The 25,201-nt window shown below is 34.4% G+C and carries 29 protein-coding genes and 1 pseudogene; 9 read left to right on the plus strand and 21 right to left on the minus strand.

Going from position 1 to position 25,201, the window contains the following annotated elements:
- Position 1: 1 nt before the first annotated feature.
- The 3 genes from AC2CGR_RS09190 to AC2CGR_RS09200 are packed head-to-tail and all read right to left on the minus strand — an operon-like array spanning position 2 to position 3,149.
- A complete protein-coding gene (locus AC2CGR_RS09190; RefSeq protein ID WP_071725684.1) occupies positions 2-943 on the minus strand; it encodes a proline racemase family protein in 942 nt (313 codons plus the stop codon).
- Positions 940-1,977, minus strand: coding sequence for a proline racemase family protein (locus tag AC2CGR_RS09195; protein ID WP_270185074.1), 1,038 nt, complete (start codon positions 1,975-1,977; stop codon positions 940-942). The genes AC2CGR_RS09190 and AC2CGR_RS09195 overlap by 4 nt, the downstream gene beginning before the upstream one ends.
- On the minus strand, positions 1,974-3,149 hold the full coding sequence (locus AC2CGR_RS09200) for an NAD(P)/FAD-dependent oxidoreductase (RefSeq protein WP_270185073.1): 1,176 nt from the start codon (positions 3,147-3,149) through the stop codon (positions 1,974-1,976). Before AC2CGR_RS09200 ends, AC2CGR_RS09195 begins: the two co-directional genes overlap by 4 nt.
- 180 nt (positions 3,150-3,329) lie before the next feature.
- On the opposite strand from AC2CGR_RS09200, the gene AC2CGR_RS09205 reads away from it, so the two are divergent.
- The 4 genes from AC2CGR_RS09205 to AC2CGR_RS09220 all read left to right on the plus strand — a co-directional run bounded on the left by AC2CGR_RS09205 (position 3,330) and on the right by AC2CGR_RS09220 (position 6,900).
- Positions 3,330-4,991, plus strand: coding sequence for a sigma-54 interaction domain-containing protein (locus AC2CGR_RS09205; RefSeq protein WP_087963919.1), 1,662 nt, complete (start codon positions 3,330-3,332; stop codon positions 4,989-4,991).
- A gap of 75 nt (positions 4,992-5,066) precedes the next feature.
- Positions 5,067-5,339, plus strand: coding sequence for a (2Fe-2S)-binding protein (locus AC2CGR_RS09210; protein ID WP_000182227.1), 273 nt, complete (start codon positions 5,067-5,069; stop codon positions 5,337-5,339).
- Positions 5,336-5,668, plus strand: coding sequence for a (2Fe-2S)-binding protein (locus AC2CGR_RS09215; protein ID WP_131102380.1), 333 nt, complete (start codon positions 5,336-5,338; stop codon positions 5,666-5,668). The genes AC2CGR_RS09210 and AC2CGR_RS09215 overlap by 4 nt, the downstream gene beginning before the upstream one ends.
- Positions 5,665-6,900 (plus strand): NAD(P)/FAD-dependent oxidoreductase, encoded by a 1,236-nt coding sequence (locus AC2CGR_RS09220; RefSeq protein ID WP_087963917.1) that lies wholly within the window; start codon positions 5,665-5,667, stop codon positions 6,898-6,900. The genes AC2CGR_RS09215 and AC2CGR_RS09220 overlap by 4 nt, the downstream gene beginning before the upstream one ends.
- Positions 6,901-6,924: 24 nt before the next feature.
- Here the strand turns inward: AC2CGR_RS09220 and AC2CGR_RS09225 are convergent, their stop codons facing one another.
- Together AC2CGR_RS09225 and AC2CGR_RS09230 are read right to left on the minus strand one after the other, a co-directional pair.
- Positions 6,925-7,233 (minus strand): YxcD family protein, encoded by a 309-nt coding sequence (locus AC2CGR_RS09225; protein ID WP_000447759.1) that lies wholly within the window; start codon positions 7,231-7,233, stop codon positions 6,925-6,927.
- Positions 7,221-7,670: a hypothetical protein gene (locus tag AC2CGR_RS09230; protein ID WP_000914477.1), complete on the minus strand. Its 450-nt coding sequence runs from the start codon at positions 7,668-7,670 to the stop codon at positions 7,221-7,223. The genes AC2CGR_RS09225 and AC2CGR_RS09230 overlap by 13 nt, the downstream gene beginning before the upstream one ends.
- A gap of 259 nt (positions 7,671-7,929) precedes the next feature.
- Here AC2CGR_RS09230 and AC2CGR_RS09235 point away from each other — a divergent pair, with 259 nt between their 5' ends.
- Positions 7,930-8,694: a DUF1836 domain-containing protein gene (locus AC2CGR_RS09235; RefSeq protein WP_000447235.1), complete on the plus strand. Its 765-nt coding sequence runs from the start codon at positions 7,930-7,932 to the stop codon at positions 8,692-8,694.
- 233 nt (positions 8,695-8,927) lie between these two features.
- On the plus strand, positions 8,928-9,533 hold the full coding sequence (gene uptA, locus AC2CGR_RS09240) for an undecaprenyl phosphate transporter UptA (protein ID WP_016717719.1): 606 nt from the start codon (positions 8,928-8,930) through the stop codon (positions 9,531-9,533).
- A gap of 38 nt (positions 9,534-9,571) precedes the next feature.
- Here the strand turns inward: uptA and AC2CGR_RS09245 are convergent, their stop codons facing one another.
- Complete coding sequence (locus AC2CGR_RS09245; RefSeq protein ID WP_087963916.1) at positions 9,572-10,060, minus strand: hypothetical protein; 489 nt, start codon at positions 10,058-10,060, stop codon at positions 9,572-9,574.
- Between the two features lie 140 nt (positions 10,061-10,200).
- Here AC2CGR_RS09245 and AC2CGR_RS09250 point away from each other — a divergent pair, with 140 nt between their 5' ends.
- On the plus strand, positions 10,201-10,425 hold the full coding sequence (locus tag AC2CGR_RS09250) for a hypothetical protein (protein WP_000558703.1): 225 nt from the start codon (positions 10,201-10,203) through the stop codon (positions 10,423-10,425).
- A 38-nt stretch (positions 10,426-10,463) separates the two neighbouring features.
- Here AC2CGR_RS09250 and dltD read toward each other — a convergent pair whose 3' ends face one another.
- From dltD to AC2CGR_RS09305, 11 genes and pseudogenes are all read right to left on the minus strand, one after another.
- Positions 10,464-11,645 carry a D-alanyl-lipoteichoic acid biosynthesis protein DltD gene (gene dltD / locus AC2CGR_RS09255; RefSeq protein WP_087963915.1) on the minus strand — a complete coding sequence of 394 codons (1,182 nt, stop codon included), beginning with the start codon at positions 11,643-11,645 and terminating at the stop codon, positions 10,464-10,466.
- Positions 11,646-12,227: 582 nt separating this feature from the next.
- Positions 12,228-12,608 (minus strand): ammonia permease, encoded by a 381-nt coding sequence (locus tag AC2CGR_RS09260; RefSeq protein ID WP_484480762.1) that lies wholly within the window; start codon positions 12,606-12,608, stop codon positions 12,228-12,230.
- Between the two features lie 37 nt (positions 12,609-12,645).
- Positions 12,646-13,110 (minus strand): helix-turn-helix transcriptional regulator, encoded by a 465-nt coding sequence (locus AC2CGR_RS09265; RefSeq protein ID WP_061687061.1) that lies wholly within the window; start codon positions 13,108-13,110, stop codon positions 12,646-12,648.
- 117 nt (positions 13,111-13,227) lie between these two features.
- Positions 13,228-13,463 (minus strand): annotated as a pseudogene (locus AC2CGR_RS09270) (GNAT family N-acetyltransferase); the annotation flags it as partial.
- 128 nt (positions 13,464-13,591) lie between these two features.
- Positions 13,592-15,214, minus strand: coding sequence for a peptide ABC transporter substrate-binding protein (locus AC2CGR_RS09275; protein WP_270185072.1), 1,623 nt, complete (start codon positions 15,212-15,214; stop codon positions 13,592-13,594).
- 20 nt (positions 15,215-15,234) lie between these two features.
- A complete protein-coding gene (locus tag AC2CGR_RS09280) occupies positions 15,235-16,236 on the minus strand; it encodes a C40 family peptidase (protein WP_087963912.1) in 1,002 nt (333 codons plus the stop codon).
- Between the two features lie 39 nt (positions 16,237-16,275).
- Positions 16,276-17,337, minus strand: a complete 1,062-nt coding sequence (locus tag AC2CGR_RS09285) for a dipeptide epimerase (protein WP_270185071.1) — start codon at positions 17,335-17,337, stop codon at positions 16,276-16,278.
- 143 nt (positions 17,338-17,480) lie between these two features.
- Positions 17,481-17,807 carry a DUF3870 domain-containing protein gene (locus AC2CGR_RS09290; protein ID WP_087963910.1) on the minus strand — a complete coding sequence of 109 codons (327 nt, stop codon included), beginning with the start codon at positions 17,805-17,807 and terminating at the stop codon, positions 17,481-17,483.
- Positions 17,808-18,066: 259 nt separating this feature from the next.
- Positions 18,067-18,423: an FtsB family cell division protein gene (locus AC2CGR_RS09295; protein WP_484480763.1), complete on the minus strand. Its 357-nt coding sequence runs from the start codon at positions 18,421-18,423 to the stop codon at positions 18,067-18,069.
- Between the two features lie 398 nt (positions 18,424-18,821).
- On the minus strand, positions 18,822-19,412 hold the full coding sequence (locus AC2CGR_RS09300; RefSeq protein WP_131102384.1) for a DJ-1/PfpI family protein: 591 nt from the start codon (positions 19,410-19,412) through the stop codon (positions 18,822-18,824).
- Entirely contained in the window at positions 19,409-19,900 is a 492-nt protein-coding gene (locus AC2CGR_RS09305) for an ankyrin repeat domain-containing protein (protein ID WP_484480764.1), read from the minus strand. Before AC2CGR_RS09305 ends, AC2CGR_RS09300 begins: the two co-directional genes overlap by 4 nt.
- 184 nt (positions 19,901-20,084) lie before the next feature.
- Between AC2CGR_RS09305 and AC2CGR_RS09310 the strand changes: the two genes are divergently transcribed.
- Entirely contained in the window at positions 20,085-20,516 is a 432-nt protein-coding gene (locus tag AC2CGR_RS09310; protein WP_087963906.1) for a cytidine deaminase, read from the plus strand.
- Between the two features lie 259 nt (positions 20,517-20,775).
- Here the strand turns inward: AC2CGR_RS09310 and AC2CGR_RS09315 are convergent, their stop codons facing one another.
- The 3 genes from AC2CGR_RS09315 to AC2CGR_RS09325 form a co-directional block, all read right to left on the minus strand.
- Positions 20,776-21,006 carry a hypothetical protein gene (locus AC2CGR_RS09315; protein WP_029438660.1) on the minus strand — a complete coding sequence of 77 codons (231 nt, stop codon included), beginning with the start codon at positions 21,004-21,006 and terminating at the stop codon, positions 20,776-20,778.
- A 481-nt stretch (positions 21,007-21,487) separates the two neighbouring features.
- Positions 21,488-21,751, minus strand: coding sequence for a hypothetical protein (locus AC2CGR_RS09320; protein ID WP_060631204.1), 264 nt, complete (start codon positions 21,749-21,751; stop codon positions 21,488-21,490).
- A gap of 202 nt (positions 21,752-21,953) precedes the next feature.
- Positions 21,954-22,718, minus strand: a complete 765-nt coding sequence (locus AC2CGR_RS09325; RefSeq protein WP_087963905.1) for a class I SAM-dependent methyltransferase — start codon at positions 22,716-22,718, stop codon at positions 21,954-21,956.
- Positions 22,719-22,922: 204 nt separating this feature from the next.
- Here AC2CGR_RS09325 and AC2CGR_RS09330 point away from each other — a divergent pair, with 204 nt between their 5' ends.
- Complete coding sequence (locus AC2CGR_RS09330) at positions 22,923-23,204, plus strand: hypothetical protein (protein ID WP_087963904.1); 282 nt, start codon at positions 22,923-22,925, stop codon at positions 23,202-23,204.
- 59 nt (positions 23,205-23,263) lie between these two features.
- Here the strand turns inward: AC2CGR_RS09330 and AC2CGR_RS09335 are convergent, their stop codons facing one another.
- Positions 23,264-25,060: a Xaa-Pro dipeptidyl-peptidase gene (locus AC2CGR_RS09335; protein ID WP_087963903.1), complete on the minus strand. Its 1,797-nt coding sequence runs from the start codon at positions 25,058-25,060 to the stop codon at positions 23,264-23,266.
- Between the last annotated feature and the right edge of the window lie 141 nt (positions 25,061-25,201).

Below are 25,201 nucleotides of genomic sequence, written 5' to 3' on the forward strand. Positions count from 1 at the left end.
GTTATTTTAATAAAAATCCTGTCGGAAACGGATCTGTAGAATCTAATAGAAACGTCTGCATCCCTGTAATAAAACCTCTACTTTCAAAACGGAAAATGTAACCCGTTTCTTCCTTTTTCACTTTTTCAACTGTTATAAAGCTATTACTTATACTTTCATTTATAAAAGGTTTATCCGCTATATTATCGTTTTTAAATAACGCATGAACATAAGACACAATAGTAGAGACAAACCCCGGCGAACGTACGATAAAGTTATTTTCATGAAAGGTAATCGACTTTATATGGTTCTTTTCTTTTTGCGAAGAATCTACTAAAATAAGCCTCTTTATTAACGACTGTTTTTGTATAGCTTGTAATGTACTTTCTCCCCATTTTTTCAATTCAGAAATGTTTTCAATATGAATTTCTGGTGAATACGCACCTTTTTCTACAACTGCATATACTTTATCTGCTTGTATGAGTGAGTAACTTATATTACTTACTTGTAAATTTTTCTCAATCATATAACATAGTTTACTTTCAAACGAAACAGATACAACTTCATCATTCTCTACATACGCAAGGACTGAAAATATGCCAGATAGCGTTTCGATTTTGTATTGATTCGTCTCTCTCTTTTTTAAATACCCGCTTTCTAGTAACATCGTTATAACTGCGACAATACCTCCGTAATGAAGAGGGATTGACCCTTCATGATTAAAAAATAATACAGCTGCATCAACTTCCGTATGAATAGAAGGAACGACGATACATCCATTTAAACCGATAAAACCACGCGGTTCATTTAATAAAAGCTGCATTTCTTCTGCTAATTCACCTGAAAATTGTTCGTTTAATTGTTCTAAATTGTAGTAGTACTTGCATGGTACATCTTTTATTACACGGAATGCCTCGCCATTTACGTGTACGTCTACTGCTGTATACATTTTTTGAATGTTCATTTTACATCCTCCGTTTCATGTTCCATCGGCGGAATTAGCAAAAAGCCTTCTTTCAGTGGATCCTTTTCATTGTAAAAAAATCTATGCATCCCCATAAGCCAAGCTGAACCTGTAATTTTCGTTACGATAGCTTCAATATTTTCAACATTTGTCGTATTTATGACACAACCTTTAAATAAAGAGCCAACGATACTCTCGTGAACAAACTCTTCATCAATCTCAATTTTTTGGTTAGCATATAATACCGCTAACTTCGCTGATGTTCCTGTACCACATGGAGAACGATCAATTCCTCCAGGCGGAACGACAACTGTATTTTTCACATGCGCACTTTCATGAGTAGGATCTGTATAAAACTCCACATGGGTTAATCCTCTAATAAACGAATGCTCTGGATGAATGATTTCAAATTTCTCATTTATGATATTTCTTATATGAATTGCCTTATCTATGATTGTAGATGCGTTTTCTGGTACTAACTCTAACCCTACTGATTTCGCATCGATAATGGCATAAAAATTCCCTCCATACGCAATATCAGCCTCTACAGTTCCAATGTCTTCGACGTCTACAGTAATGTGTTTTAGTAAAAAAGCTGGTATGTTACAAAAGGAGACTTCTTTCGCTTTTCCATCTTTAACAAAGATATCCACTTCAACTAATCCGGCTGGCGTGTCTAACTTTAACGAGGTAATCGGTTCAACTACCGGAATTAAACCTGATTCAATTAAAGCTGTACATACACCAATTGTATCGTGACCACACATCGGTAAATATCCACCTGTCTCTATGTAAATAACACCAATATCTGCTTCAGGATGACACGGATCTGTTAATAGTGCTCCTGACATTACATCATGACCACGCGGTTCATTCATTAACAATTTGCGAATCCAGTCATACTCCTTTTTCATATGTAACATCTTCTCTGCCATCGTCTCTCCAATTAACTTAGGCAGGCCGCTAATCAATGTTCTCGTTGGATTCCCGCCCGTATGTGTATCAATTGTGGTAAAGACTCTTTGTGACCTCATCCGTTTAACACCCTTTCTGTAAAACGACTCAAACGAAGTGGTTCAATAGGAATGATTGTTTCTTTTTCGTTTAATAACTCTTCAATCACTTTCCCTGTAACTGCGGCAAGACTAATTCCATCCCCTTCATGCCCTGCTGCTATAAAGTAGTTTGGGATATGTTCCACACGTGAAATAATCGGCAAATGATCTTCTGTCCACGGGCGTAATCCAGCATATGAACGAATCACCATCATATCCGCCATTTTCGGATAAAAACGTATTGCTCTATTCGCAATACATTTAATAACCTCGTTATTTATCCTCGTATGAAACCCTACAAACTCTCTACTACTACCAATTAAAAAATTTTGGCTTTCTGTCGGCTCAAACACAAGAGCTACCCCATATTTTTCAGTTAAAGCATCCACTTTTCGTTTTCCACCAAATTTAGAAATTAAATAACCAAATTCCATTACTTTACGGCAACCAACATGTTGTTGCCTTGAAGCTACAATAATATGCCCTTTTCTCGGTTCAATTGGGATATTTATATCCAACATTTGTCCGATTTTCGGAGCCCACACACCCGCTGCGTTCACCACTTGCTTCGCAGTAAACGTCCCATTTGTCGTTTCTACAATAAAGGAACCGTCTATACCTTTTTTCATTTCTTTTACTTCCGTATGATTAAACGCCTTCGTACCATATTTTTTTGATTCTGCAAGAAGTGAAAAAGCAAGAAGATATGGATTTACAGTCGAATCTGTTGCGCATTCTAATCCGCCTAATAAATCATCTGCAAAAAATGGCGATTCCGCTCTTATATCTTGCCTATCAAGCATTCGAAACGGTAAACCAGCTTCTTTTTGGCGATTCACCCATTGCTGCGCTGCTTCCATTTCTTCGTCTGACTCACATACGAGAATACTTCCTGGCGCCCTATATTCAAATGAGTGCTCTAACTCTTCACTTAAATCAGTTACTAACTTTTGACTTACTAACGACATTTGACTATCAAACCCTGGGTCTTTATCAATAGCCAAAATATTTCCGTCACATCGTGAAGACGTCCCACTGACAAATTCTCCTTTTTCAATGATTGTTACGTCTCTTCCGTATTTTGAAGTGTAATAAGCGATAGAACAGCCAATAATACCACCGCCTATTATTAAAACGTCACAGTGCCTCACGTAGTATCCTCCCTTCTTTTTACTCCCTCACTTTCTTTCATGCAATTGACGTGCCAACTGTACATATATACAAATTTCATAAAAAATATTTTTATTTGTAAAAATATTTTAAATTCATCGCAAATAGGTGTATTATTTTTTTATCACTGTCAAAAATTTTATACATAACAGGAGGACAATATGGCATTCTCATTTCCCACAATAAAAGAATTTCTAAACATTTTATCCATTGATCATACATGCAGCTTGCAACACATCCAGCAAGTTAACGAAAAGTATTATTATCGCCCTTCTACTGCAGAAGAATATAACTGTGCAGTAATATATGAAGATGACTCATTCACCGCATTAATTGACGCGTTTTCTAATGAAATAGTCGTTATCATAATGAACGAAAATAAAGAGCCTATATGCTGTATAACAGCTCAGCAAATCATTCCGTTTCTTGTTAAATCGTACAATGAACTGCAATCTTTTTATAACGCCGTAATACAAACAACTGATTCTTCCGTTACTGTCATCGATGAGAAAGAACATGTTCGTACTTGGACAGATGGCGCCGAAAAGATTTTTTCAGTCAATCATAATGAAATTATTGGACAACCTATCACGCGTTTTTTTGACTATAAAGATTTGGAAATTTTGCAATCATTACATGACGGAAAAAGTATAATCGCTCAGTTCCATCAACCACGGCCAGATTTGTTCGTATTAATTAACTCAAATCCAGTTTATTGTAACGATGAAATTATAGGAGCTGTCGTTTCAGAAACAGATGTTACAAATCAAGTCGCTTTAAATGAAAAACTGTTTAATATGTCACATGAAATGCACCGATTAGAACAAGAAGTAGCAAAGTATAAAGATGAATCAGATCCTTTTCTTGCGATGAATGGAAAGAGCCCAGTAATACAAAGAACAATACAATTAGCCAGAAAGGTTTGTTCGGTGAAATCAACTGTTTTAATACTCGGCGAAAGTGGTGTTGGAAAAGAAGTATTTGCGAAAGCGATTCATGAAGCAAGTGAGGAAGCTAAAGCACCTTTCGTTTCAATTAACTGCGGCGCCATTCCAGAAGCGCTATTTGAAAGTGAGTTATTCGGCTATGAGCGCGGGGCGTTTTCTGGTGCAAATAGTAAAGGGAAAAAGGGTAAAATAGAGCTCGCGCAAGGCGGCACATTATTTCTTGATGAAATTGGAGAAATGCCGCTCGATATGCAAGTAAAGCTTTTGCGTGTACTACAAGAGCGAAAGTATTACCGAGTTGGTGGAGAAAAAGAGATTCATATTGATTTCCGCATTATCGCTGCAACAAATCGGGATTTACAAGAAGAAATGAGAAAAGGTACGTTCCGAGAAGATTTATACTATCGCCTAAATGTAGTTAGCTTGCATATTCCACCACTACGCGAAAGACGCGAAGATATTATTGAGTTAACCTATTCTTTCTTAAACGATTTTTCAATCAACTATAACAGACCAATTCGTGATTTACCTTCCAGCATTATGCATGAACTGCTTCATTACAATTGGCCAGGTAATATTCGCGAGCTTCGTAACGTTGTCGAAAGGCTTGTCGTATTTGCGACTGACGGTATTATAAAACAAGAATATTTACCATTTCATACAACTGAAACGTTAGACAATCATATGGCCCATTCCCTATTACTCAGCAACAACCATACAATCCTCTCTTTGCAAGAAGAGATGGATGAACATGAGAAGAAAGTCATTGAGAGGGCTTTACGCATTTTAAATGGGAATAAATTAGAATGTGCGAAACAGCTTGGTGTTACGAGAGCCACTTTATATAACCGTTTAAAAAAACTTGGGTTGCAATAACCGTTTCCCTCCTCTATATTGGCATAGTTTTTGCATTATTTAATTTGTGCAAACCGAACTAGAGGAGGAATTCATATGACGAATAAAGATCACTTAATTGTTTGTCGATGTGAAGAAGTTACATACGAACAACTTCAATCGACAATTGCTGAATATAAATGCTCGGCAAGAGAATTAAAACTAAGAACACGTGCTGGCATGGGATTTTGCGGTGGCCGCACATGTAGAATGATGATAGATCGAATGATTGAAAATACAAATCCAGGCGTAACTACAAAGGAGATTCCATTGAAATATCAACCACCGGTACGAGCAGTTACTTTTGGATCGGTAGGTGAAAGTAAATGAGTAGAATTATACATCACCCTATTTTAGGAAATTTAAATAATAGTAATCGCATCACTTTTCAATTTAACGGTCAACAATATGAAGCATATGAACATGAAACGATTGCTGCCGCTTTACTTGCAAACGGAATAAGAACATTAAGAGTGCATGAAGATAGCGGGACGCCGCGAGGTATTTACTGCAATATTGGTCATTGTTCTGAATGTCGCGTCACAGTAAATAATCAAACGAACGTACGAGCATGCTTAACTGTTGTAGAAAAAGGTATGGTAGTTGATAGCGGAAAACAGCATCCAAATATCGTAAGAGAGATGGTGAAAAAGCGATGAATGATGTCATAATTATCGGAGCCGGACCAGCGGGTTTATCAGCCTCTATCTCTTGTGCTCGTTTTGGACTAAACGTACTTGTTATTGATGAATTTATGAAACCTGGCGGAAGGTTGCTCGGACAATTGCATCAAGAGCCTTCTGGAGAATGGTGGAACGGAATAGAAGAATCGAAGCGACTTCGTGAAGAAGCAGAATCACTTTCAGTTGATATTCAATGCGGTATTTCCGTCTATAATTTAGAAAAAGATGAAAGTTCTTGGTTCGTACATACGAATATCGGTACGTTAGAAGCATCGTTCGTTTTACTTGCTACTGGTGCTGCTGAGTACTCTATCCCCCTCCCTGGTTGGACACTTCCTGGAGTTATGTCGATTGGGGCAGCACAAGTAATGACAAATGTACATCGCGTTCAAGTTGGGAGAAAAGGAGTAATTATTGGCGCTAATATTTTGTCATTCGCTATCTTAAATGAATTACAATTAGCAGGCATTAAAGTTGAACATATCGTACTTCCTGAAAAAAGTGAATTAAGTCAAAAGGCTGGAGAACCAGAAGAAGTTTTAAACTCTCTTTTAAATGCGGCTCATCTCGCTCCTTCTGCTTTTCTACGCATAGGTAGCCATTTTATGAAATATGACTGGATTCGAAAAGCCGGATTAACCTTCTATCCAAACAGCGGAATGAAAATAAACGGTACACCTCTTCACCTTCGAAAAGCAGCTCTTGAAATTATCGGAACAGATCAAGTTGAAGGTGTACGCGTTGCTAATATTGATACGAAAGGAAACATCATCACTGGATCGGAACAAATATATGAGGCAGACTTCGTTTGTATTGCAGGTGGCTTATATCCTCTTGCTGAACTAGCCGCTGTAGCTGGCTGTCCTTTCCGTTACATTCCGGAATTAGGCGGGCACGTTCCTCTCCATTCTGAAACAATGGAAACCCCTCTTACTGGTTTATTTGTAGCCGGCAATATAACTGGTATTGAAAGTGGGAAAATTGCAATGGCACAAGGTACTGTTGCTGGATATTCAATTGTAAAACAGGCAAATAAAAAATCCCATTCAGTTGAACAACAATTGCAACAAGCAATCCAACATGTACATGCCGTACGTCAAGAAGCTGCCATTCAATTTAACCAGGGTGTTGATGTCGGTAGAAGGAAGATGAATGAAATTTGGCGTGATTATTCCCTTGCATTTGCACATACTAAAAAGAGCTGTTGAGAATACTCTCAACAGCTCTTTTTTCTACTCATCTGAGTTATTAAATTTCGCCAATGCGTAAATGCCTTCTTCATCATCTAATTCAAGTTGTAATCTTGCCGCAAATGAATTAACATTATATTCTCTGTCAAGCAATAAGCGTAGTGCTTCGATTAAGTTCGCTTGAATTAAAATTTGCTGGCGACCATTTACCTCTACTTCAGCAGAGAAACCATAGTCATCGTCGTACATAAGTTCAACTAAAACTTCTTCCGGACCAACTTGTCTTTTTTCAGCGATATATACGCAAAGGGCATTGATCAGTTCTTGTTCAGAAATTTTTATCGTTTCCATGCTACTTCATCTTCCTTTTTCTTACGTTGATCTTTGAAGTATTTAAATGCACGAATTGCTAACATTACAATACCAGCCATTACTAACATATTTACCATAAACGCTAATACAGAACCAAGAGCTCCCATATTTGCAAATAAGCTACCCATTAGTAAACCACCAAGACCACCTAGTAATAAACCTTTCATAAAGCTTCCTTTATTACTTTTTGGTGCTGTATTTGTTGCTTTTGTTTTTGAATCTGGAGTCGTTTTTTGAGAATTTACATTTGAATCTTTTTTGTTTAAATCAACTTTTGACTTTTGACCTGAACTTGGTGTAAATGATTTTTTACCAGATTTGTAACTCTTCGCTGCTGCGTGATCTACAAACATGAAGCTACTAGCTCCAAAGATAACCATGAATGCTGTCATGACTGCTACAAGTTTTTTCAACATATTATATCCATTCTCCTTTTATATAGATATATGTGAAATCTACCTTTCTAGTAAATTCAGAATGATAGATTTGTTTTTAAAAACATTTTAAAGGTTCTTATGAACTTATTATATGAACTTTTGTCGAAATATGCAAGTGTTATTTACTTCCGACAGTTTGGTGACAAAGGAAAAATTAAGCAAAACAGAATTGACTTTAAATGAAACAAAACATATTATAGGTTCATAAGAACTTTTTATTATTTATGGAGGTGAAAAGATGGAAACATTTCATCTCACACGAAACGAAATGGCTACCCTTCTTCTATCATTAAGAGGATGGAATACGAAAAAGCCTCTCGGTATTTTACAAGAAGCGTGGGCAAAGTCACATAAAAAAGATATTGAAAGCGGACAAAGCGTAACTGCTTTTATTACTACCGCACTTTCACCTATTTTTGAAAAACTAATTAAGATTGAAGATACGGACGTTGGTTTTTCATTAAATGAAATCGTTGCGCTTGGAAATCAAATTGAAAATACAAGTTTCTCAGTAACGGCCATGCAAAACTGGGTGAAACGAGATATAAAAGAAATGATTGGCTCTCCTCAAAAAGGAAAAAAATATTCAATTGAACAAGCAGCCTTACTATTCATTGTTGAAGATTTAAAAACAGCACTTGATTTTGAATCCATTCGTAAGCTATTGCGCCTTATCGTAAATGACCCAGCCGATCGAAGTGATGATTTAATCAATCCTGTTCATTTATATGGAGCATACTCTTCTCTATTTGAAGAACTCAATCAAGGAAATTGCTTACAATTAAATGCAACAGATACAATCCATACAATTGAAAACATCGTAAAAGAAAGAGCTGATAAAATTGCAAGCAAGTTCGATCAAGTTAATAACGAACAACGCGAAGCAATTCGTAACGCCATTATTATCGCCACACTCTCTGTACATACCGCATATGTACAAATGTTAGCGAAACGTTACGTAACAGCAACTTTATTTTTACAGAACTTAGATGTGAAACCGTAAAAAATAGGGGCAGAAATGCTTCTATTTTTTTATGAGAAATTTTTAATAAACTTTTCATTATCTCTTCATGAAAATTGAACTTATATACTTTACTATAATACTTATAAAGGACATAAAAGAATTGAAATAGCAATCCCCTATATAAATAAGGTATAATCTACATATAGTGAACCTTTTACGTAGTTAAATAAAGGGGCATATATTCAAAAATTCATAAATTAGAAGGTGCAACAATGGTAAGTAGTTTTATTCATTCAGTATTAACATTTTTTGAAGGGCTAGGTTATTGGGGCATTATGCTTGGACTTATGATTGAAATTATCCCAAGTGAGATTGTCCTTGCTTATGCGGGGTACTTAGTATTCAATGGTAGTATCTCATTTTTAGGCGCAGTTGTATTTGGTACGATTGGCGGTGTTATTGCTCAAATCTTTATTTATTGGATTGGACGATACGGTGGACGCCCTATTTTAGAACGTTACGGAAAATATATTTTTATTCATAAAAAACAAATAGACGCAGCTGAAGATTGGTTTAATCGTTACGGGACTGGCGTGATTTTCACAGCGCGCTTCATTCCAGTAGTTCGTCATGCGATTTCAATTCCTGCTGGTATTACAAAAATGTCATTCCTACGTTTCACTACGTTAACAGCACTCGCAATCATCCCTTGGTCTATCATTTTCATTTATTTAGGTGAAAAACTAGGTGAGAATTGGGAGAATATTAACGATGTTGCTGGACCATATGTGAAATCATTCGCAATAGGTGGCGTCATACTTATTCTTTTATACTTCGTTATAAAAAAATGGACAAAAAAGCGTAAAAATCTTGCGTAAAAATATAAATAAAAACCGCTATACATTCATTACGAATGTTAGCGGTTTTTATTATAGGCTTGATTTTTTATTAGAAATTGTATTATTTCTTCTTTGTGCTTTAAGTCATGTTGAATGAGTGATGAAAAGTAATGATTTAATTTCACTTTTTTAGTGCCAAATTGGTAGTCATTATAAAAATATTTGGTGGGAATTCGCCCAATTCCATCCACTAACTGTTTACGAGTAACACTAAATTGATTTAATAGTTCTTCTTTTGAAATACCAGATCTTGCATATTTAATTGCTCCCTTATTCATATCCTCAACATCTATTGGAACATTTGGTACAGATTGTCTACTTATAAAGTATGGAATTCTATCCTGTATTAAAAACACATCCCAAACGATAAAATGTGAAATCACATCCGCAATTGCCCATGAACCTTCTCTTAATGCCTGAAACCATATATCATCAGGTACTTGCTGTAATATTTGACACCATTCTATTACATGTAATTTTTCTTCCAAAATGTTCTCTTTCCTCATTCTTTCTTCCTTTCTCGCACTTGTAATTCATTCAAATTAATATCTTCTAGAAATTGTATAAAAAGCCTTCATAATTATGTGGATAAGCTACAATTCACTCATCCATTTCGTATATTATCTCAAAAAGGAGTGATTACCCTATGCATTGGCAACAAAAAATACAATACTTAATCGGACGCCCTATCGGTATTTCCTTTATTAATGGGCAAGGAACCTCTGGTGTATTATGTTCAGCGCATGATGGTCAATTGTATGTATATGAATACCTTTATCAAGCGCAGTTTGCAATGAAACATTATGATTTTAGACAAATTCAAGATATACATGCCTTTCCGAATTGCCCACATCAAAATCCTCTATACTAAAAAAGGAACAGCTTATAGCCGTTCCTTTTTCTCCACACTTATTTCTCAGTATAAAAGTTTTGCACCGCTTCATCAAAGTAAATCCAGCCTTTCCACCCTAAATGAATTGTATCTTTTAAGAAATACTTATCATATTCATGGCCAGAGAAATCGACTACTGGATACCCTGCTTTCTCAACTTGTTCCCGAACTTTTTTATAATATACTTCACGGCGTTCTTTAGGGAAGCCAGCATAATCATACCATGGTCCGTTTACAGGTACAGAAATAAAGAGCGGCTTGACATTTTTCTCTTTAAAAATATTTAAAACAATTTGTAAGTCATCATATTCTGGTGATTCTTCATACGATTCATTTGCTCTAAAGTTTTTTAAACCTTTTAATTTTTTCTTTAAATTATGTTTATAGTAATACGGATTTTCAATTCCGAATGTGTTTGTAGTAGATTCCGCTTTCCCTTCTTCTTCCGCATGTTTACGTGCATCTACCCAAGAAATTGAACGTAGTCCCACATTTGTTTTTTCTTTCATCGGCTCAATCTTAAATATAGAGTTAAATAAATCTCTATGATCTAAAATATTTCGATGCATATAAGCAAGTGGTTTAACTAAACCCGCTTTTATATTATGTTTCGTATCATTATATACAATACCTTCTAATGAATTTTTTAATATATCATCTTCTTGAACAACTTTATAATCTAATAGTCGTTTTGCAATTTGCTTCTTCATTTCTACATTTATTTTATCATTAAAGATAAAATGATATGCTTGTTGTTTGGAGAAATTGTTCGTAAAATCCCCCTGTGAAACCCCAGTCTTTGTAAACCATTGTGGCGATAAAACAAAGACTACTTTTTTACCTTCTAACTCATCCATAGTAGACGTCATATTTAATATATGAGCTAAACTTTGTGTACCGCCAATTCCGATTAAATATGGCGTAAAGCCTACAGGGTTCACTTTGAAGTAATTTGATGGATGATATGCATCCATTCGTAAAAATTCAGATGAACCGTACATCGGTAAATACTGCGAATTCTCTAACATCTTCTGTTGCAAGAATACACTTTGTAATTTTTCTTTTTGTAAGGAAGTTGCCGCATCTTCTACTTTCTTATCACTAATCATTGATACTAAACTTTGTGATGGGATGAGTACGATAATGAAAAAAAGCACACAAGCTAAAATTATGGGACCAAAGGCATGCTTCATTTTCATTTTTCGTTCCTCTGCCTATCGCTATTACATTGTAACCCTTGTTTTTGACACGTCATTTTTTTCTCCTTTTTCTCTATACATGTTCCATTCTATTTATTTATTATATACATGTATGTATTTCTTTCCTTGTTCTATTAAGTCCTATATAAATAGCACAAGAAAATGTTTCCATAGAAACACGTTAATTATACAAGATTCTACATAAATTTCACACTGCAATTTTACTAATAATTTTATTTTTAAGACATGAAAAAGTATATAAAATGTCTATAATCTATCAGGTGCTACATTAAATTCAAAATAAGATAAAATACGTCCACTATAATCAACATCATGATTATATGCAAAACCTCGCTTTCTGTTCTAACTCCCCATATTCAACAAATCTTATTAATCCTTCGACCATCCGGGCTTGTTATGTAAAGGTTTAGCCGCTTTATCTATAAACCGTTTTTTATAAAAAATAAACCACTTAGACAAGTGGCCAAGTGGTTGGAAAGAGACGCTATAGCATCTCCTTTTTATTACTATCCTTTTAAATTCAGTATCATATAGTAGTAGATAAGTCGAATTTAGAAAAAACTATCTGATATACATAGAACCAGGTATAGACATTAAATAATAGAAAAAGACTCCAATTATTCCACTAGTAAAAATAATAAATCCCATATTGCGTATGCCTTTAATTTTTGACTGTAAACCTATAAACCCTGATAGTAGCCCAGTTAAAGAAAATAGAATCCAGTATAGCTCGGTTGGGATATCAAGATGCTGACTACCCTCAACGCCCAGCCCCCAAAAAATATAAGGCAGTATGACAAAGGAAACACTGAGTAATCCCATAATACTCACGAGTAATTTATGATATTTGACTCCTGATATTATTAAATAAATCCCACCCGCAAATCCGCATAATACGAGATAAGGTGTGTATAGTATCCAAAGAAGACTTAATATGAGCATATGTAACTTCCTCCAATTTATTTTGGGTCATGGTAGTCTATTGATTTTCTGAATCTGCTACTAATTTTTCAAGGTGACTGAGTGCTTCTTCTAAATCAAACGAGTTAAACCAACGATAATCTTGTTTATCTAAAATACGATAATGCTGACTAATTAGATTTTGTTGTAAACGAAAGTTCCCTTTTTCTTGAATCTGTTTCCACCAGACTTTTCCTCCCAGTGTTTTCTGTTTGGTGTTGTTCATGTTTTTATGCGCTAAAGTTGCAATGACTACTAATGGATCATCTCCTAGACTAGACTGTAAAACCTCGCTATCCCTAAACAATGCACAAATTGCTACGGTATTGGTCCACCCTGCATTTGTTCGTCCCTTCTCAATTTGAACGAGCGTTTTTTTTGAAATACCAAGAACTTCAGCCATTTTATCCTGTGTGTATCCTTTCTCCGTACGAATTAACTTTATTTTTGTTGATATAAGTTCGATTGTAAGCTCTTTATTCAATTCCTTCACCCCCGAAAGTAACTTATGTTTTATTTAGTGTAATTTTACACTATACCTATTTTATTATCAACTTATTCTCTTTACGTTCGCTTTTGTCACTTCAATATATTGAAATCGATCCTCATTTACTATTATCACCTTACTAATTATTCTTTTTACACACATAAATTCTATTGCATATTGAATAGATTTTTTTGCTACTTCTGACGCATATCCATTCCCCCCAATATTCCGGATCAAGTAGATACATAATTTCTATTCCATCAGTTTCATCCACTTTTCTACTTGCCAATAACTTCTTTCTTTAACATGTTATAAAATTGATCGACATCTTCTATAATTGGTTTCCTCATGAGTACCTATTACTTTCTTTTAACCTAAACATCATGCCCCTCCAATCTCTGTTTACAGACTTTTAATTTATATAACTTTACATAAGAAAAACAGACTACCACACACATGGAGTCTGTTTTCTCATCCTTTATTTTTGTACATCTGCCCACTTTAAACTTGTTGCTGGTCCAAATTGATGTACGTATAAATCTTTCACATATGGTTTTTGTAAGTAAGATAATCCGCGCTGGAATACTGGAGCAATTACCGCATCATCCAGCAACATTTTTTCAGCATCTTGCAGTGCTTTCCAACGAGCTTTTTCATCATTACCTAATTCTGTTTTAATCTTCTTAATTAACGCATCATATTCTGGATTCGCATATTCAGTATTGTTCACACTATTTCCAGAAAGGAATACTTCTAAGTATGTCATTGGATCTGGATAATCTGGTAGCCAACGTGATAATGACATTTCATATTCTTTCTTCTTCTCTAGCGCTAGCTTTTGCGTATGTGGTTGTAATTTTACATTTACCTTTAAGCCTGGTAAGTTTTTCTCTAGCTGTTCTTTAATGTATTCTCCTACTTTCTTAAAGTTTTCTAAATCATAGTTTAATAACTCAAGCGTTACTTCATTTGTACCGGTCTCTCGCTTCGCCTTTTCCCAATATTCTTTCGCCTGTTTTACATCAGTTTTATTAAACTCACCTGCTGTACTTCTAAAATCTTTTTTATCTGGACCTTTTAAAAATCCTTTTGGCACGTAATAGTTTGCAGCAACCGATCCATCATTTAAAAATGAAGTCGCAAGTCCTTTCTTATCAAACACTGTACTTAGCGCAAGCCTTGCATTTTTATTTTTAAGAATCGGTACATTTTCATTGAATCGGAAGAAGTACATAACCGGATCTGTATATTGTTTAAGCTCTTTATTATTTTTATATTTATCTACGAATTCAGTTGAAATGACAGCTCGATCAACTTTATCTGTTTCATATAAATTTACCGCAGTTGAAATTTCTTTAACAATTTGATAGTTTACTTCATCTAACTTCACTTCTTTTTTATCCCAATACTTATCGTTTTTCTTCATTGTAAAGCTCGCTTCATGCTTCCAATCAGATAGTGTAAAAGGCCCATTATATACCGCTTTATTTGCTTCTAATCCGTATTTATCACCTTGTTCTTTCGCATATTTTTCGTTAACTGGATAGAACGATGGTAAAATAAGTAATTTAGTGAAATACGGTACAGGATGTTCTAACTCTACAACGAATGTTTTATCATCCTTCGCTTTCACTCCTAATTCCTCTAACCCTAGTTGTTTCTTATTTATTTTCTCCGCATTTTTCACATCGTATGCAATGTATGCATATTGAGAAGCAGTATCCGGATTAATAAGCTGCTTCCAAGCATATACGTAATCTTGCGCTGTTACCGGATCTCCGTTAGACCATTTGGCATCACGTAAGTGGAATGTATATGTTTTGCCATCTTTGCTCACTTCATATTTTTGTGCCCCAGCCTCAATCACTTCATCATTTTTTGATAAGCGGAATAATCCTTCCATGACGTTATTTAAAACGTTAAATGATACTGCATCTGTTACTTTCCCTGAATTTAACGACGGAATTTCACCCGTTTCTAGTAACTGTAATACTTTCTTCTCATCTTTTGGCTTTGTCGTTGTTTTTTCTTTTGCGCAGCCAACTAAAATTGAAGAAACTAATAGAGTACTAACTAATGAGTAACGAACAACTTTTTTCATTTGAAAACCCCCTCTATTTTTTAAGGTAAGTAACGACGAGCACCAGCGTATTCTTCTATATATCCTGGTGTATTTAGCGGTATAATCTCTACTGACCTTTCAGCTCTTGGTGAGTGAATCATATTTCCGTCTCCAATATACATAGCAACGTGATGGACACTGCCTTTTCCTTGATCATGTGCAAAGAAGATTAAATCTCCTTTTTGTAAATGTTCTTTATCAACTGCAACTCCATTTCTCGATTGCGGTCCAGAATCTCGCGGAATGGTAATACCATGCGATTTATAAATTGTATGTGTAAATCCAGAGCAATCAAATCCGAAGCCACTTGTACCAGCCCATATATACGGTAATCCTAAAAACATTTTTCCTGTGTTTATTAAATCATCGGCTGTCGGAGTTGGAATATCATTTTGAGAACGGTAAACCGTTCCATCATTTTTTCGTAGCCAAGCTTTCTGTCCATTTGGTAACAACACACGATATGAAATTGTATCTTCACTTAGTAGCGGCAGTCGCGTATTATAGCTCACTTCAAGTGATTTATGTTTTTCAGAAGGATTTATATATAAAATTGCTGTCGGTTTCGTTACTAATACGAAAGGTTCATTTGTTTTATCTGCAAATTCTTGATTATATGTTAACTGTTTTTCAGGCATCCATCCTGGGTAACCTTCCTCATTTCGCGGTGTTGGTTGACCATGGACTAACACTTTCACCCAGTCCCCTTTTTTATCAACAACTGTTACTTCTTGACCTAATAGCGCTTGCGTTTCTAATTTATTTGCATTTGTTAACCAAAGTTTCTCATCAAGCGTCATCGATTTCGTCCACTTCCACAAATCAACTGGATTTGTAGCGCTCGGTACATCAATTGGTCGTAATGAATCAGGTGCAGTCCAAAGTGTTGCGGCAGATACATCGATAAACGCTTTGCTATCTCTCTTCTCTTCAGCATTCGCTGATGTAAACGATGAAAATATAAATAAAGTTGTTAAAAATGCAGTTCCTACTTTTTTCATATATATCCCCCTTAAAAAATAGTTTACTAGTCTCTTCTCCTAAGATTTACTATTCACTGTCGATTGAAGGTTTACCTTTGATCCAGAATAAGTCATTCCTTCTGGTTCTTCCATTAACCAAAGCGGTGCATCAAGATCAAAGTAATGAATATTAGGATGTGCAGCAGCTAAATGGGCTACAGCGCTAACAGAAAGTGAAGATTCCATCATACTTCCGACCATACATTTTACACCAGCTGCTTCTGCGATATCGGCAATACGCCACGCCTCACGTATGCCACCACATTTCATTAATTTAATATTGAGCAAGTCTGCATATCCTCCTTGAACGATTTTCAATGCATCACTCGCTGAAAATATGCTTTCATCTGCCATAATGGGCGTTTGTACATGATTTTTGACGTACTTTAATCCATCCCAATCTTTCGCATAAACAGGTTGTTCAATAAATTCGATATTTAAATTACGATTTTCCATCTCTTTAATGATAGTAACCGCTTCTTTTGGATTCCACCCTTGATTTGCATCTAATCGTAACGTCGTATTTTTTGGTACGCTATTTCGAATCGCTTCAATACGTTCTAAGTCTAAATGAGCAGATTTCCCCACTTTAATTTTTAAAGTTTGAAATCCTTTTTCTACATGTTTCTTTGCCTCTTTCGCCATAATGAACGGTTCATCTACACTTACAGTAATATCTGTGTGAATTTCTTTCTTCCCGCCTAATAATGCGTAAAGTGGAACGTTATGATATTGGCAATACAAATCATATAAAGCGATATCTACCGCCGCTTTCGCACTTGGGTTTCCAATACAACTCATTTGAATGTGCTGTAGTAACTGCTGAAACTGAATGATATCTTGACCAATTAAACTGGAACGCATCGGCCCTAAAATTGCTTCTTCAATCCCGTTAGCGAAATCTCCTGTAATAACTGGTGTTGCGGCTGCAGCACCTTTGCCAACAATTCCTTCATCTGTATGAATATATACATCTATACTTTCTATTTCGGTTACGGTACGAAGCGCTGTTTTAAACGGTGTATGCAGATTTACACGTCTACGATTTACTTTTACATCGGTAATTTTCATTTTGTTCATCCTTTCGTTGTCTAGCAAAATAGAAGCTTAATTCTCAATTTTTTTGGAGCAATAAATCTCTTCTTTTGCTTATTTTTCATGTAGAAGGTTAATACGAAATAAAAAAATCCAGCCATAAGAAGATTCTTACGGCTGGATTTTGTCTATGAATGTGTAGACAAAGCAGCGATTTGATTATATTTTTTCTGTGCATCTTTTAATGCTACAAGTAGTGCCTTTTGAGACGAACCAAAATAACGATCTTTTATTTCCATTACTAACGCTGGGTCATTAATATTTTTATGTAGAAATAAATATTTAACGAATTGAGATGTTAATGCAATTGTCGCTGAGCAATCTGCATCTACAATTTCCCCAGTCTCCTTAATAAGTACAAACGCTACAAAATAGCTTTTAAACTTTTCGGTAATGGGATTATTTTGAGGTGCTTTCGCATCCCCTACGACATAAATTGTATTTGAAGCGTACACAGCTCTCTTCCTTTCTAATACGGGATAACGGTTTTCTTAATAGTCGTATGAGTGATAAACTCAACATTGATTAAAAAATGTATCCGCTTACCTTGTATTATAATACAATTGACAGAATTTTAACAACATTTATTTTCGTATATATTCCATAAGTATAAAAACAGCTTCAGCTCTTCATTTTTACAATATGTAATTGTTTCTTGTACCATGACATTCATACATGAAAAAACAGCTAGCTATTGCTAACTGTTCTATCACACTACTTCGGCAACACAAATATAGTTTCATTTGACTTAGAAAATTGATATTCTTTTCTCGCAAACTTCAAAATTTCTTCTTCATCGTCTGTTAAATTTTCTATGTTAGTCTTTAAAGAAGCCTTATCTTTCTTTAAAGAAACCAATTGTTTTTTATTATTCGTTATCGTATCCTTTTTTTCTACGATTATTTCTTGTTGTTTCGTTAAAATAAATTGAACGTACAAAGTAGCCGCCGCAATAAATATAAACATGAATATAAATCGCCTCAGTTTTTTCTTATTAATTGCTCGATTCTCATTAGACTGTGATAGTTGTTCTTGTATATTAGGAACATTTATTCGCTTGAGTTTCCTCATTATGAAATCCCCCTAACACATATATTTTCACTACCATCGGCATGATCACTTACTAACTATAATTCTATTCTTATAAAATAAGCTCCTTCACAAAAATATCTCACTAATTAACCAATTAAAGATAGCATTCGACGACATTTCCATATTTACATTGCATTTTTTTATGTATGCTGCCACAAAATAGTAGTTTCTGTTATTCTTTTTCTACTATTGTAGAAGCGTTTTTTTACATACAAATTTCTCCTTGTTTTAACATGGTTACAAGGAGAAAAGAGATGCATTATTGCACATTCATTCAATAAAATTAGAATAACTGTTTCAGAACTTAGGTTTAGAGCATAGATCCTACCTATATACACTCAAAATAAGAAAAAAGCCCAAATTGGGCTTTTTTAATTTTATAAATCAATATCATATTCCATACTTTTGGCCGTTTCTTCAGCAATCTCCACACCTAACAAATTTTTCACAATATGAAATGACATGTTAATACCAGCTGAAATCCCTGCCGAGGTAATAATGTGTCCCTCATCTACAAATTTCACATTCTCCATTACTTCTACATTCGGAAAATCTTTTTTGAAAGTTTGAATACTTGCCCAATGTGTTGTTGCTTTTAATCCTTCCAGTAAACCAGCTTTCGCAAGTAATAGCGCACCCGTACAAACTGAAGTCATAAGCTTTACTTCTTTCATTTGCTGACGAACCCAATTTATTATAATATCATTTTTTACTTCATTTTCCCGAACTCCTTTACCACCTGGAATGATTAGAATATCAACTGGTGGTAAATCCTCAATACTATAATCGGGCTTTACCTTTAATCCGTTTCTTGCTGTAATCATTTCTCCATTTTGGCTAACTGTATACACAGTAAATGGTTTTTCTTCATGCACTTCAGTTACAGAAAAAACTTCAAATGGTCCTGCAAAGTCTAACACTTCTACATCATTAAATAAAAATATACCTACACTCCATTTATTCATCACACATTCACTCCATGATGCAAATAATGTAAAAGGTGATTATGTCCTTTTTCTAAGGCTATATCATAGGCTGTTTTTCCATCATTTTTCTTAATCGTCTTATTAGCTCCATTTTCAAGAAGCAATACAATAATTTCTTCACTTCCTAAAAATGCTGCTTCGTGGAGCCCTGTCCAACCACCACTTTGCATAACATTTACATCTGATCCTTTTTCAATTAAGAAAGCAATAAGTTCACTTTGCTTATTCTCTATTGCCGCTTGTAAAGGTGTATTTTCATTTTCATTTTTTGCTCTACTATGTATATCTGCACTACTTTCTAAAAGAAAACTCGCTATCTCTTTTTGTCCAAAATAAGCAGCTAAATGAAGTAGCGTCCAACCGTCTTCACTAAATTCAGTAACTGCACTTGGATTCGTCTTTATAAACGCCACCACTTTTTCCTTATTTCCACTTATAACAGCTTGTGTTATTGATTGTAAACTTTCCATAATAATCTCCCATCATTCAGAATATTTAATTACACTCTTCTATATGTTCTATTAATTATTATATATTCCTTTTAGAATGATAGTTTACATAATAATATTATCTATTTAACTCCTATCTTTTATTTTAAATATTAAAATTTTCCGCTAAAATAATATTAATCATGTTTAATATGGAGGAGAAGTTATGTTACGAGTAATGCCTTTAGATAGTGAAGACTATAATTTAATTACAGCTGCTGAGAAAGTAATTGAAAAAAACTATAAATATGGTCGTCATCATATCGGTTCAGCAGTACGCACTAAAACAGGTAATATTTATGCAGCAGTGCATGTTGAAGCGAATGTTGGAAGAATAACAGTGTGTGGTGAAGCTATGGCGATTGGAAAATCTATTTCAGAAGGTGATCATGAATTTGATACCATTGTAGCAGTTGCTCACCCACACCCTCATGAAGATATAGAAAAATGTTGGGTTGTTGCTCCATGTGGTATGTGTCGAGAATTAATAAGTGATTACGGAAAAAACACGAATGTTATACTTTCTTATAATGGTGAACTTGTAAAATGTAACGTAATGGAATTATTACCTGAAAAGTATACAAGTGAAGTAGAATAATCCTTCCTGTTTTCCATTCATTAAATAATATTATTCCAATAAAAAAACAATCCATTTTAAAAACGGATTGTTTTTTTATTTCTGTTTTATGCAATTTATTTTATTTTTCTATTTTCACTACCAATAAAATTACATTAATAAAAATGAAATTAAAATATGAAAGCGCGCCTTGCCCTGTGTTTTTCATTTGAAAACAAAAAAGAATTTCCCCTTACATTCGAAAAACATTAATATAAGCTCTCTAAAATCAGGAATCTGATCATACCAATCTATAACAATTCTGTCTTCTTCCCTTGCCTGTTTCCTTTAGCACATATGATTTTAAAACTAGTGCCGTTAATGAATCCGTTAATGTTTTATATGATAAATTAGATAATGCTAACAGATCGTTCGTATATAACATTCTATGCTTCTCTAATAATAATAGTACTAATCGTTCAGACGGTTTTAATGCCTCATCACTTTCTAGTATAAAGTCTACATTTTTCATTTCTCTAATTATTACTCCTTATATAAAAAAATACTTACACAATTGATTTAATATAAAAATACTACACAACAAAATCTGAAATATATTAAAATAACATTGTTTTAAAACACTATTATACTATAACATAGAAAAAGGATTTCCCGAAATAAGAAATCCTTTTTTATATTACATATATAATTCTTACAAACTTACATTATATTACGAATTCTTATCTGTTCAATTTCCTCCTAATTTTTTATGGGCATCCTTATGTATTTATAATCAAGTGAAACTTTAGTCAGTCCTCACCAATCAAACTTTTATGAGCCGTTGATTCCACACCTAACTTCTTTGCTTTCGCTGTAATTTAAGTTGGCGGGCTTACTACTAGTTAATGGGAGATAAATCAAATTTTTCTAAAATGATTTAAACAAATAAAAACAGTTAGTCTATCATGCTCTACACATGAATGACTAACTGTTTTCCAGCGTTTTGTTCTACCTTAAATATTTCTCGCAATATGCGGCTTACTGTAATGGCTTGTTCCACCGCCGCCTACTACTACTTTACCGCCTTTTTCAAAAATTAATAATTTACTTGAACCATCTGCAAGAAGTACTATTACTTCAGCATTATCACTTGTTGCTACATAAATTACGTAACCACTTTTTGATATACAAGTTTCCCAGTTCTCATCAAATTCTGATCTTACTACACGATTTGAATACACTTGATTTTCAATTCTATCTTGTTCTTCGTTTGCCAAATTTATCCCCCTACTTCTCTAAAATATCATTTATAAAAAAATTACAGTTCTATTTATAATAGTGACTGTCTTTAATATAAATAGTATATGTAATTAGTAGAAGAATGCTTGGACAATGAAAACACAACAATATGTAAGTAACATACAATTTAAATAAGGCAATCGATATTGTATCGATCGCCTTGTTATCTTAGATAGTTCTTTATTTTCCGTTTCGCACAGCTTCAAAAGTAAACATTTGATTTGCATTTGACGGTTCTTTTTCATAAGCATAGTCAGCAGAACAAGTAATGGTAGAAAAACCTATACTTTCTAAAAGAAGTTTAAACTCCTCTATTCCATACCAGCGCACCGCGAAGCGTTGTAGTTCTGTTTGTACTAACTTTCCTTTACTCCATTTTTCATATTTTAAATATGATAGAGTAACTTGGTTCAGCCAATCTATTTCAATTGATTTATTTTCTAATGTAATTCCATCACCACTTGGCAAAGAAAAAGTCGATGTATGAATCTCTCCAGTCTTCCAGTCATGTGGAAGCATAATATCGACGATTAACCGACCACCTGGCTTAAGGTGTTCATAAAAACATTTCAATGCGTTTATAGAATCCACACGATTTTCAATTAAACAAAAAGATCCAGTAGGAATGATAATTGCCTCATATTTATATGGCAGTGAAAATTTTTGTAAACTTCCTTCATATAAATTAGGATGTAAACCTCTCTCTTTACAGCGTATACGGCAAGAATCTAGCATTTCAGGTGAATAGTCAATCCCATCAACTGTAAAACCAGCCTCAAGAAGTGGGATGATGACACGCCCTGATCCTACTGCTGCTTCGAGAATTCTACCTCTACAATTCTTTAAACGTTCTTCGTAATACTCAATATCACCATTTAAAGAATAACCGACAGGCTTTGTGTAATCATAAAGTTCCGTGCAAAGTGAACTATAAAAACTAAACATTTATTTTCTCCTCCGTTTTTTACGTACGGAAGATTTTCTTTCAATTAATCTTCCTGTACCTTTATTTTCAATAAAAATTCGAAAGAGCTGACTGTCATACTATATCACTCGCTTTCCATAGAATATAATCATATTGTATAATATTTCCTTAAAAATGAAAATATATAAAAAGAAAATTCAGAATTCCATTAGGAGGATGATATAATGAATTCATTCATTATATTTCTTTTACTTCTTATTGCTTTTAATGCTCTAATTTTCTTTATAGCAAAGAAGTATGTACGAATTTGGAAAGTAGCCAGTGGTATTTTCATACTTTCTTCTCCCGTTGTTTTCTTCGCCACTTTGCACGTTATTGGTGAAAAAGTAGGAGATGGATTCGCTGGAGGCTTTGCTGGACTTATCTTTAGTGGCCTATTGATCATAAATGCCATCTTTTTATTTATTGTAAGCATTTTTGTATCCAGCAATAAAAATCCACATTAAACTCCCCCTTTCAAAATATAAAGAGCTTACTATATAGTAAGCTCTTTACCCATCACTATTTATTTCACAATTGGCAATGTCACTTCACTTAATTTTACTGTAAGCTTCGTGCCAGCTTTCGGTCTAATCGTATAATCATAGTCACTAGCGATTAAAACAACCCCTATTTGATGCCCCGCTTTAAATACATAATCGTCTGGCTGCATGTCCCATGTAAATGTATAATCTTTGCCCGGTTGAATCGCTGTTGAATTTTCTATACTCTTTACGTTTTGTGGATCCATCCAGCCTCGTGTTACGATTTCCGGCTTCGTTCCTCCATAGTCAACAAGTAATGCTGTTAAATTTGATACAGATCGATCAATATTTCCTGTAATTGAAATCTTTGGTGTACCACTTATACGCGTATCTTTTTGCAGTACAGGCATTGTATACACTAATCGATTGGCTACATCTAATTCTGGGTTTGCTACTAATTCGTTTGACTTCATTTTTGCATCATCTACGAATGAAAACATCTTATTAAAAGAACCCATACTTAATGGTAAATTAACTGCTTTGTTACTTAAATACATACGAACTTTTGACGGTACAGCTGCTGGATCCGGCCAATTTTTTAATTTTTCCCAAGTTTTATTTTCACGTTGTACATCAACCATTGGTTCATTCATAATCCCATTTTCAATTCCATACAGCCAGTAATCGAACCATTTATTTTGTGTTCTTTGCCAGTCATTCGTTGATGTTCCACCGTGCCCACCTTGATGTAACCACATTTTACGCGGGACACCATTCTCTCCAAGAGCTTCCCACCACTGCGAGAACTGCTTCGTCTTTACATTCCAATCATTTAAACCATGAACAACAAATACACTCGCCTTTACGTTTTTAGCATCTTTTACATAATTACGTTTATCCCAAAAACCATTATAATTACCAGTTTTCCGGTCCTGCCCTGTTGTTAACTCTTTTATTACTTGTCCACAAACTTCCGGATTTTCTCTTGTTAATACTGCTTCTGCCATATTATCTGTATCTTCTCCTTGGTATCCACCTGGCGCAATGACTGCACCGTTTGCACGATAATAATCATACCAACTACTAATCGCTGCGATTGGTATAATTGTTTTTAACCCTTCAACGCCAGTCGTCGCAACAGCATTCGGTAACGTACCATTATAAGAGACTCCTGTCATACCTACATTTCCTGTTGACCAATCGGCCTTAACTTCCTCACCATATTCTGTATATGCTTTCGCACGTCCATTTACCCAATCAATAACAGATTTTGTCCCTAATATTTCTTGCTCATCCCCAGTCGTCGGACATCCATCTGATTTTCCAGTTCCAATACTTTCACCTAAAATAACTGCATAGCCCCTTGGTACATAATAATTTCCGTATGAACCAAGATTAATAGCTCCATACGGTTTGCCTTCATACGCATACAATTCTTCATCTACATTATATACAGGAACATCTTTTAAACCAGCTCGATATGGACTCATTTCATATATAACTGGCACTTTCACATTTGAATCAGTTTTTGGGCGCATAACTTTTACTGATACTCGGTCTTTTTTTCCATCTCGATCACTATCTACTTCCGTTTCTACAAATAAATTTTCAATAATTGCTTCATCAAGTGAATAAATCGGTTTTGTCATCCCATTTTCTAATTCGATCTTCGTATTTGATTGTAACCTTTCTGAAACTTTCCCATTTAACTTCACATCATTCTCAGTTATGTAGTTTGTTTCTTTATTGTCTGCATAAGCAGTCATACTAGAAACTCCCGATGTGACTGATAAAGATAAGATTGTTGATAATGTAATGGCTATTTTCTTTTTCCCCATACTCTTTCCTCCCCATATATTTCTCCTTTTACTATATAATAAAATTACTGAAAATTCAGTTTATACCTTATACAACAACTTGAGAAATTTGTAGAACACTCTTCCAACGGGCTTTCGAGGTTATATATTCTGATTTACTGC

The sequence above is a fragment of the Bacillus sp. LSHTCR4 genome, from assembly GCF_057197025.1.

Excerpts from the sequence above, each read along its gene's own strand:
- dltD (WP_087963915.1), bottom strand. The coding sequence starts at position 11,645 with ATGAAAATGAAGCATGCCTTTGGTCCCATAATTTTAGCTTGTGTGCTT.
- AC2CGR_RS09260 (WP_484480762.1), bottom strand. The coding sequence starts at position 12,608 with ATGCTCATATTAAGTCTTCTTTGGATACTATACACACCTTATCTCGTA.
- AC2CGR_RS09235 (WP_000447235.1), top strand. The coding sequence starts at position 7,930 with ATGGAAACATTTCATCTCACACGAAACGAAATGGCTACCCTTCTTCTA.
- AC2CGR_RS09310 (WP_087963906.1), top strand. The coding sequence starts at position 20,085 with ATGTTACGAGTAATGCCTTTAGATAGTGAAGACTATAATTTAATTACA.
- AC2CGR_RS09280 (WP_087963912.1), bottom strand. The coding sequence starts at position 16,236 with ATGAAAAAAGTAGGAACTGCATTTTTAACAACTTTATTTATATTTTCA.
- AC2CGR_RS09245 (WP_087963916.1), bottom strand. The coding sequence starts at position 10,060 with ATGAGGAAAGAGAACATTTTGGAAGAAAAATTACATGTAATAGAATGG.
- AC2CGR_RS09190 (WP_071725684.1), bottom strand. The coding sequence starts at position 943 with ATGAACATTCAAAAAATGTATACAGCAGTAGACGTACACGTAAATGGC.
- AC2CGR_RS09315 (WP_029438660.1), bottom strand. The coding sequence starts at position 21,006 with ATGAAAAATGTAGACTTTATACTAGAAAGTGATGAGGCATTAAAACCG.
- AC2CGR_RS09210 (WP_000182227.1), top strand. The coding sequence starts at position 5,067 with ATGACGAATAAAGATCACTTAATTGTTTGTCGATGTGAAGAAGTTACA.
- AC2CGR_RS09250 (WP_000558703.1), top strand. The coding sequence starts at position 10,201 with ATGCATTGGCAACAAAAAATACAATACTTAATCGGACGCCCTATCGGT.
- AC2CGR_RS09295 (WP_484480763.1), bottom strand. The coding sequence starts at position 18,423 with ATGAGGAAACTCAAGCGAATAAATGTTCCTAATATACAAGAACAACTA.
- AC2CGR_RS09285 (WP_270185071.1), bottom strand. The coding sequence starts at position 17,337 with ATGAACAAAATGAAAATTACCGATGTAAAAGTAAATCGTAGACGTGTA.
- AC2CGR_RS09275 (WP_270185072.1), bottom strand. The coding sequence starts at position 15,214 with ATGAAAAAAGTTGTTCGTTACTCATTAGTTAGTACTCTATTAGTTTCT.
- AC2CGR_RS09215 (WP_131102380.1), top strand. The coding sequence starts at position 5,336 with ATGAGTAGAATTATACATCACCCTATTTTAGGAAATTTAAATAATAGT.
- AC2CGR_RS09225 (WP_000447759.1), bottom strand. The coding sequence starts at position 7,233 with ATGGAAACGATAAAAATTTCTGAACAAGAACTGATCAATGCCCTTTGC.
- AC2CGR_RS09335 (WP_087963903.1), bottom strand. The coding sequence starts at position 25,060 with ATGGGGAAAAAGAAAATAGCCATTACATTATCAACAATCTTATCTTTA.
- AC2CGR_RS09330 (WP_087963904.1), top strand. The coding sequence starts at position 22,923 with ATGAATTCATTCATTATATTTCTTTTACTTCTTATTGCTTTTAATGCT.
- AC2CGR_RS09305 (WP_484480764.1), bottom strand. The coding sequence starts at position 19,900 with ATGGAAAGTTTACAATCAATAACACAAGCTGTTATAAGTGGAAATAAG.
- AC2CGR_RS09205 (WP_087963919.1), top strand. The coding sequence starts at position 3,330 with ATGGCATTCTCATTTCCCACAATAAAAGAATTTCTAAACATTTTATCC.
- AC2CGR_RS09325 (WP_087963905.1), bottom strand. The coding sequence starts at position 22,718 with ATGTTTAGTTTTTATAGTTCACTTTGCACGGAACTTTATGATTACACA.
- AC2CGR_RS09230 (WP_000914477.1), bottom strand. The coding sequence starts at position 7,670 with ATGTTGAAAAAACTTGTAGCAGTCATGACAGCATTCATGGTTATCTTT.
- uptA (WP_016717719.1), top strand. The coding sequence starts at position 8,928 with ATGGTAAGTAGTTTTATTCATTCAGTATTAACATTTTTTGAAGGGCTA.
- AC2CGR_RS09220 (WP_087963917.1), top strand. The coding sequence starts at position 5,665 with ATGAATGATGTCATAATTATCGGAGCCGGACCAGCGGGTTTATCAGCC.
- AC2CGR_RS09195 (WP_270185074.1), bottom strand. The coding sequence starts at position 1,977 with ATGAGGTCACAAAGAGTCTTTACCACAATTGATACACATACGGGCGGG.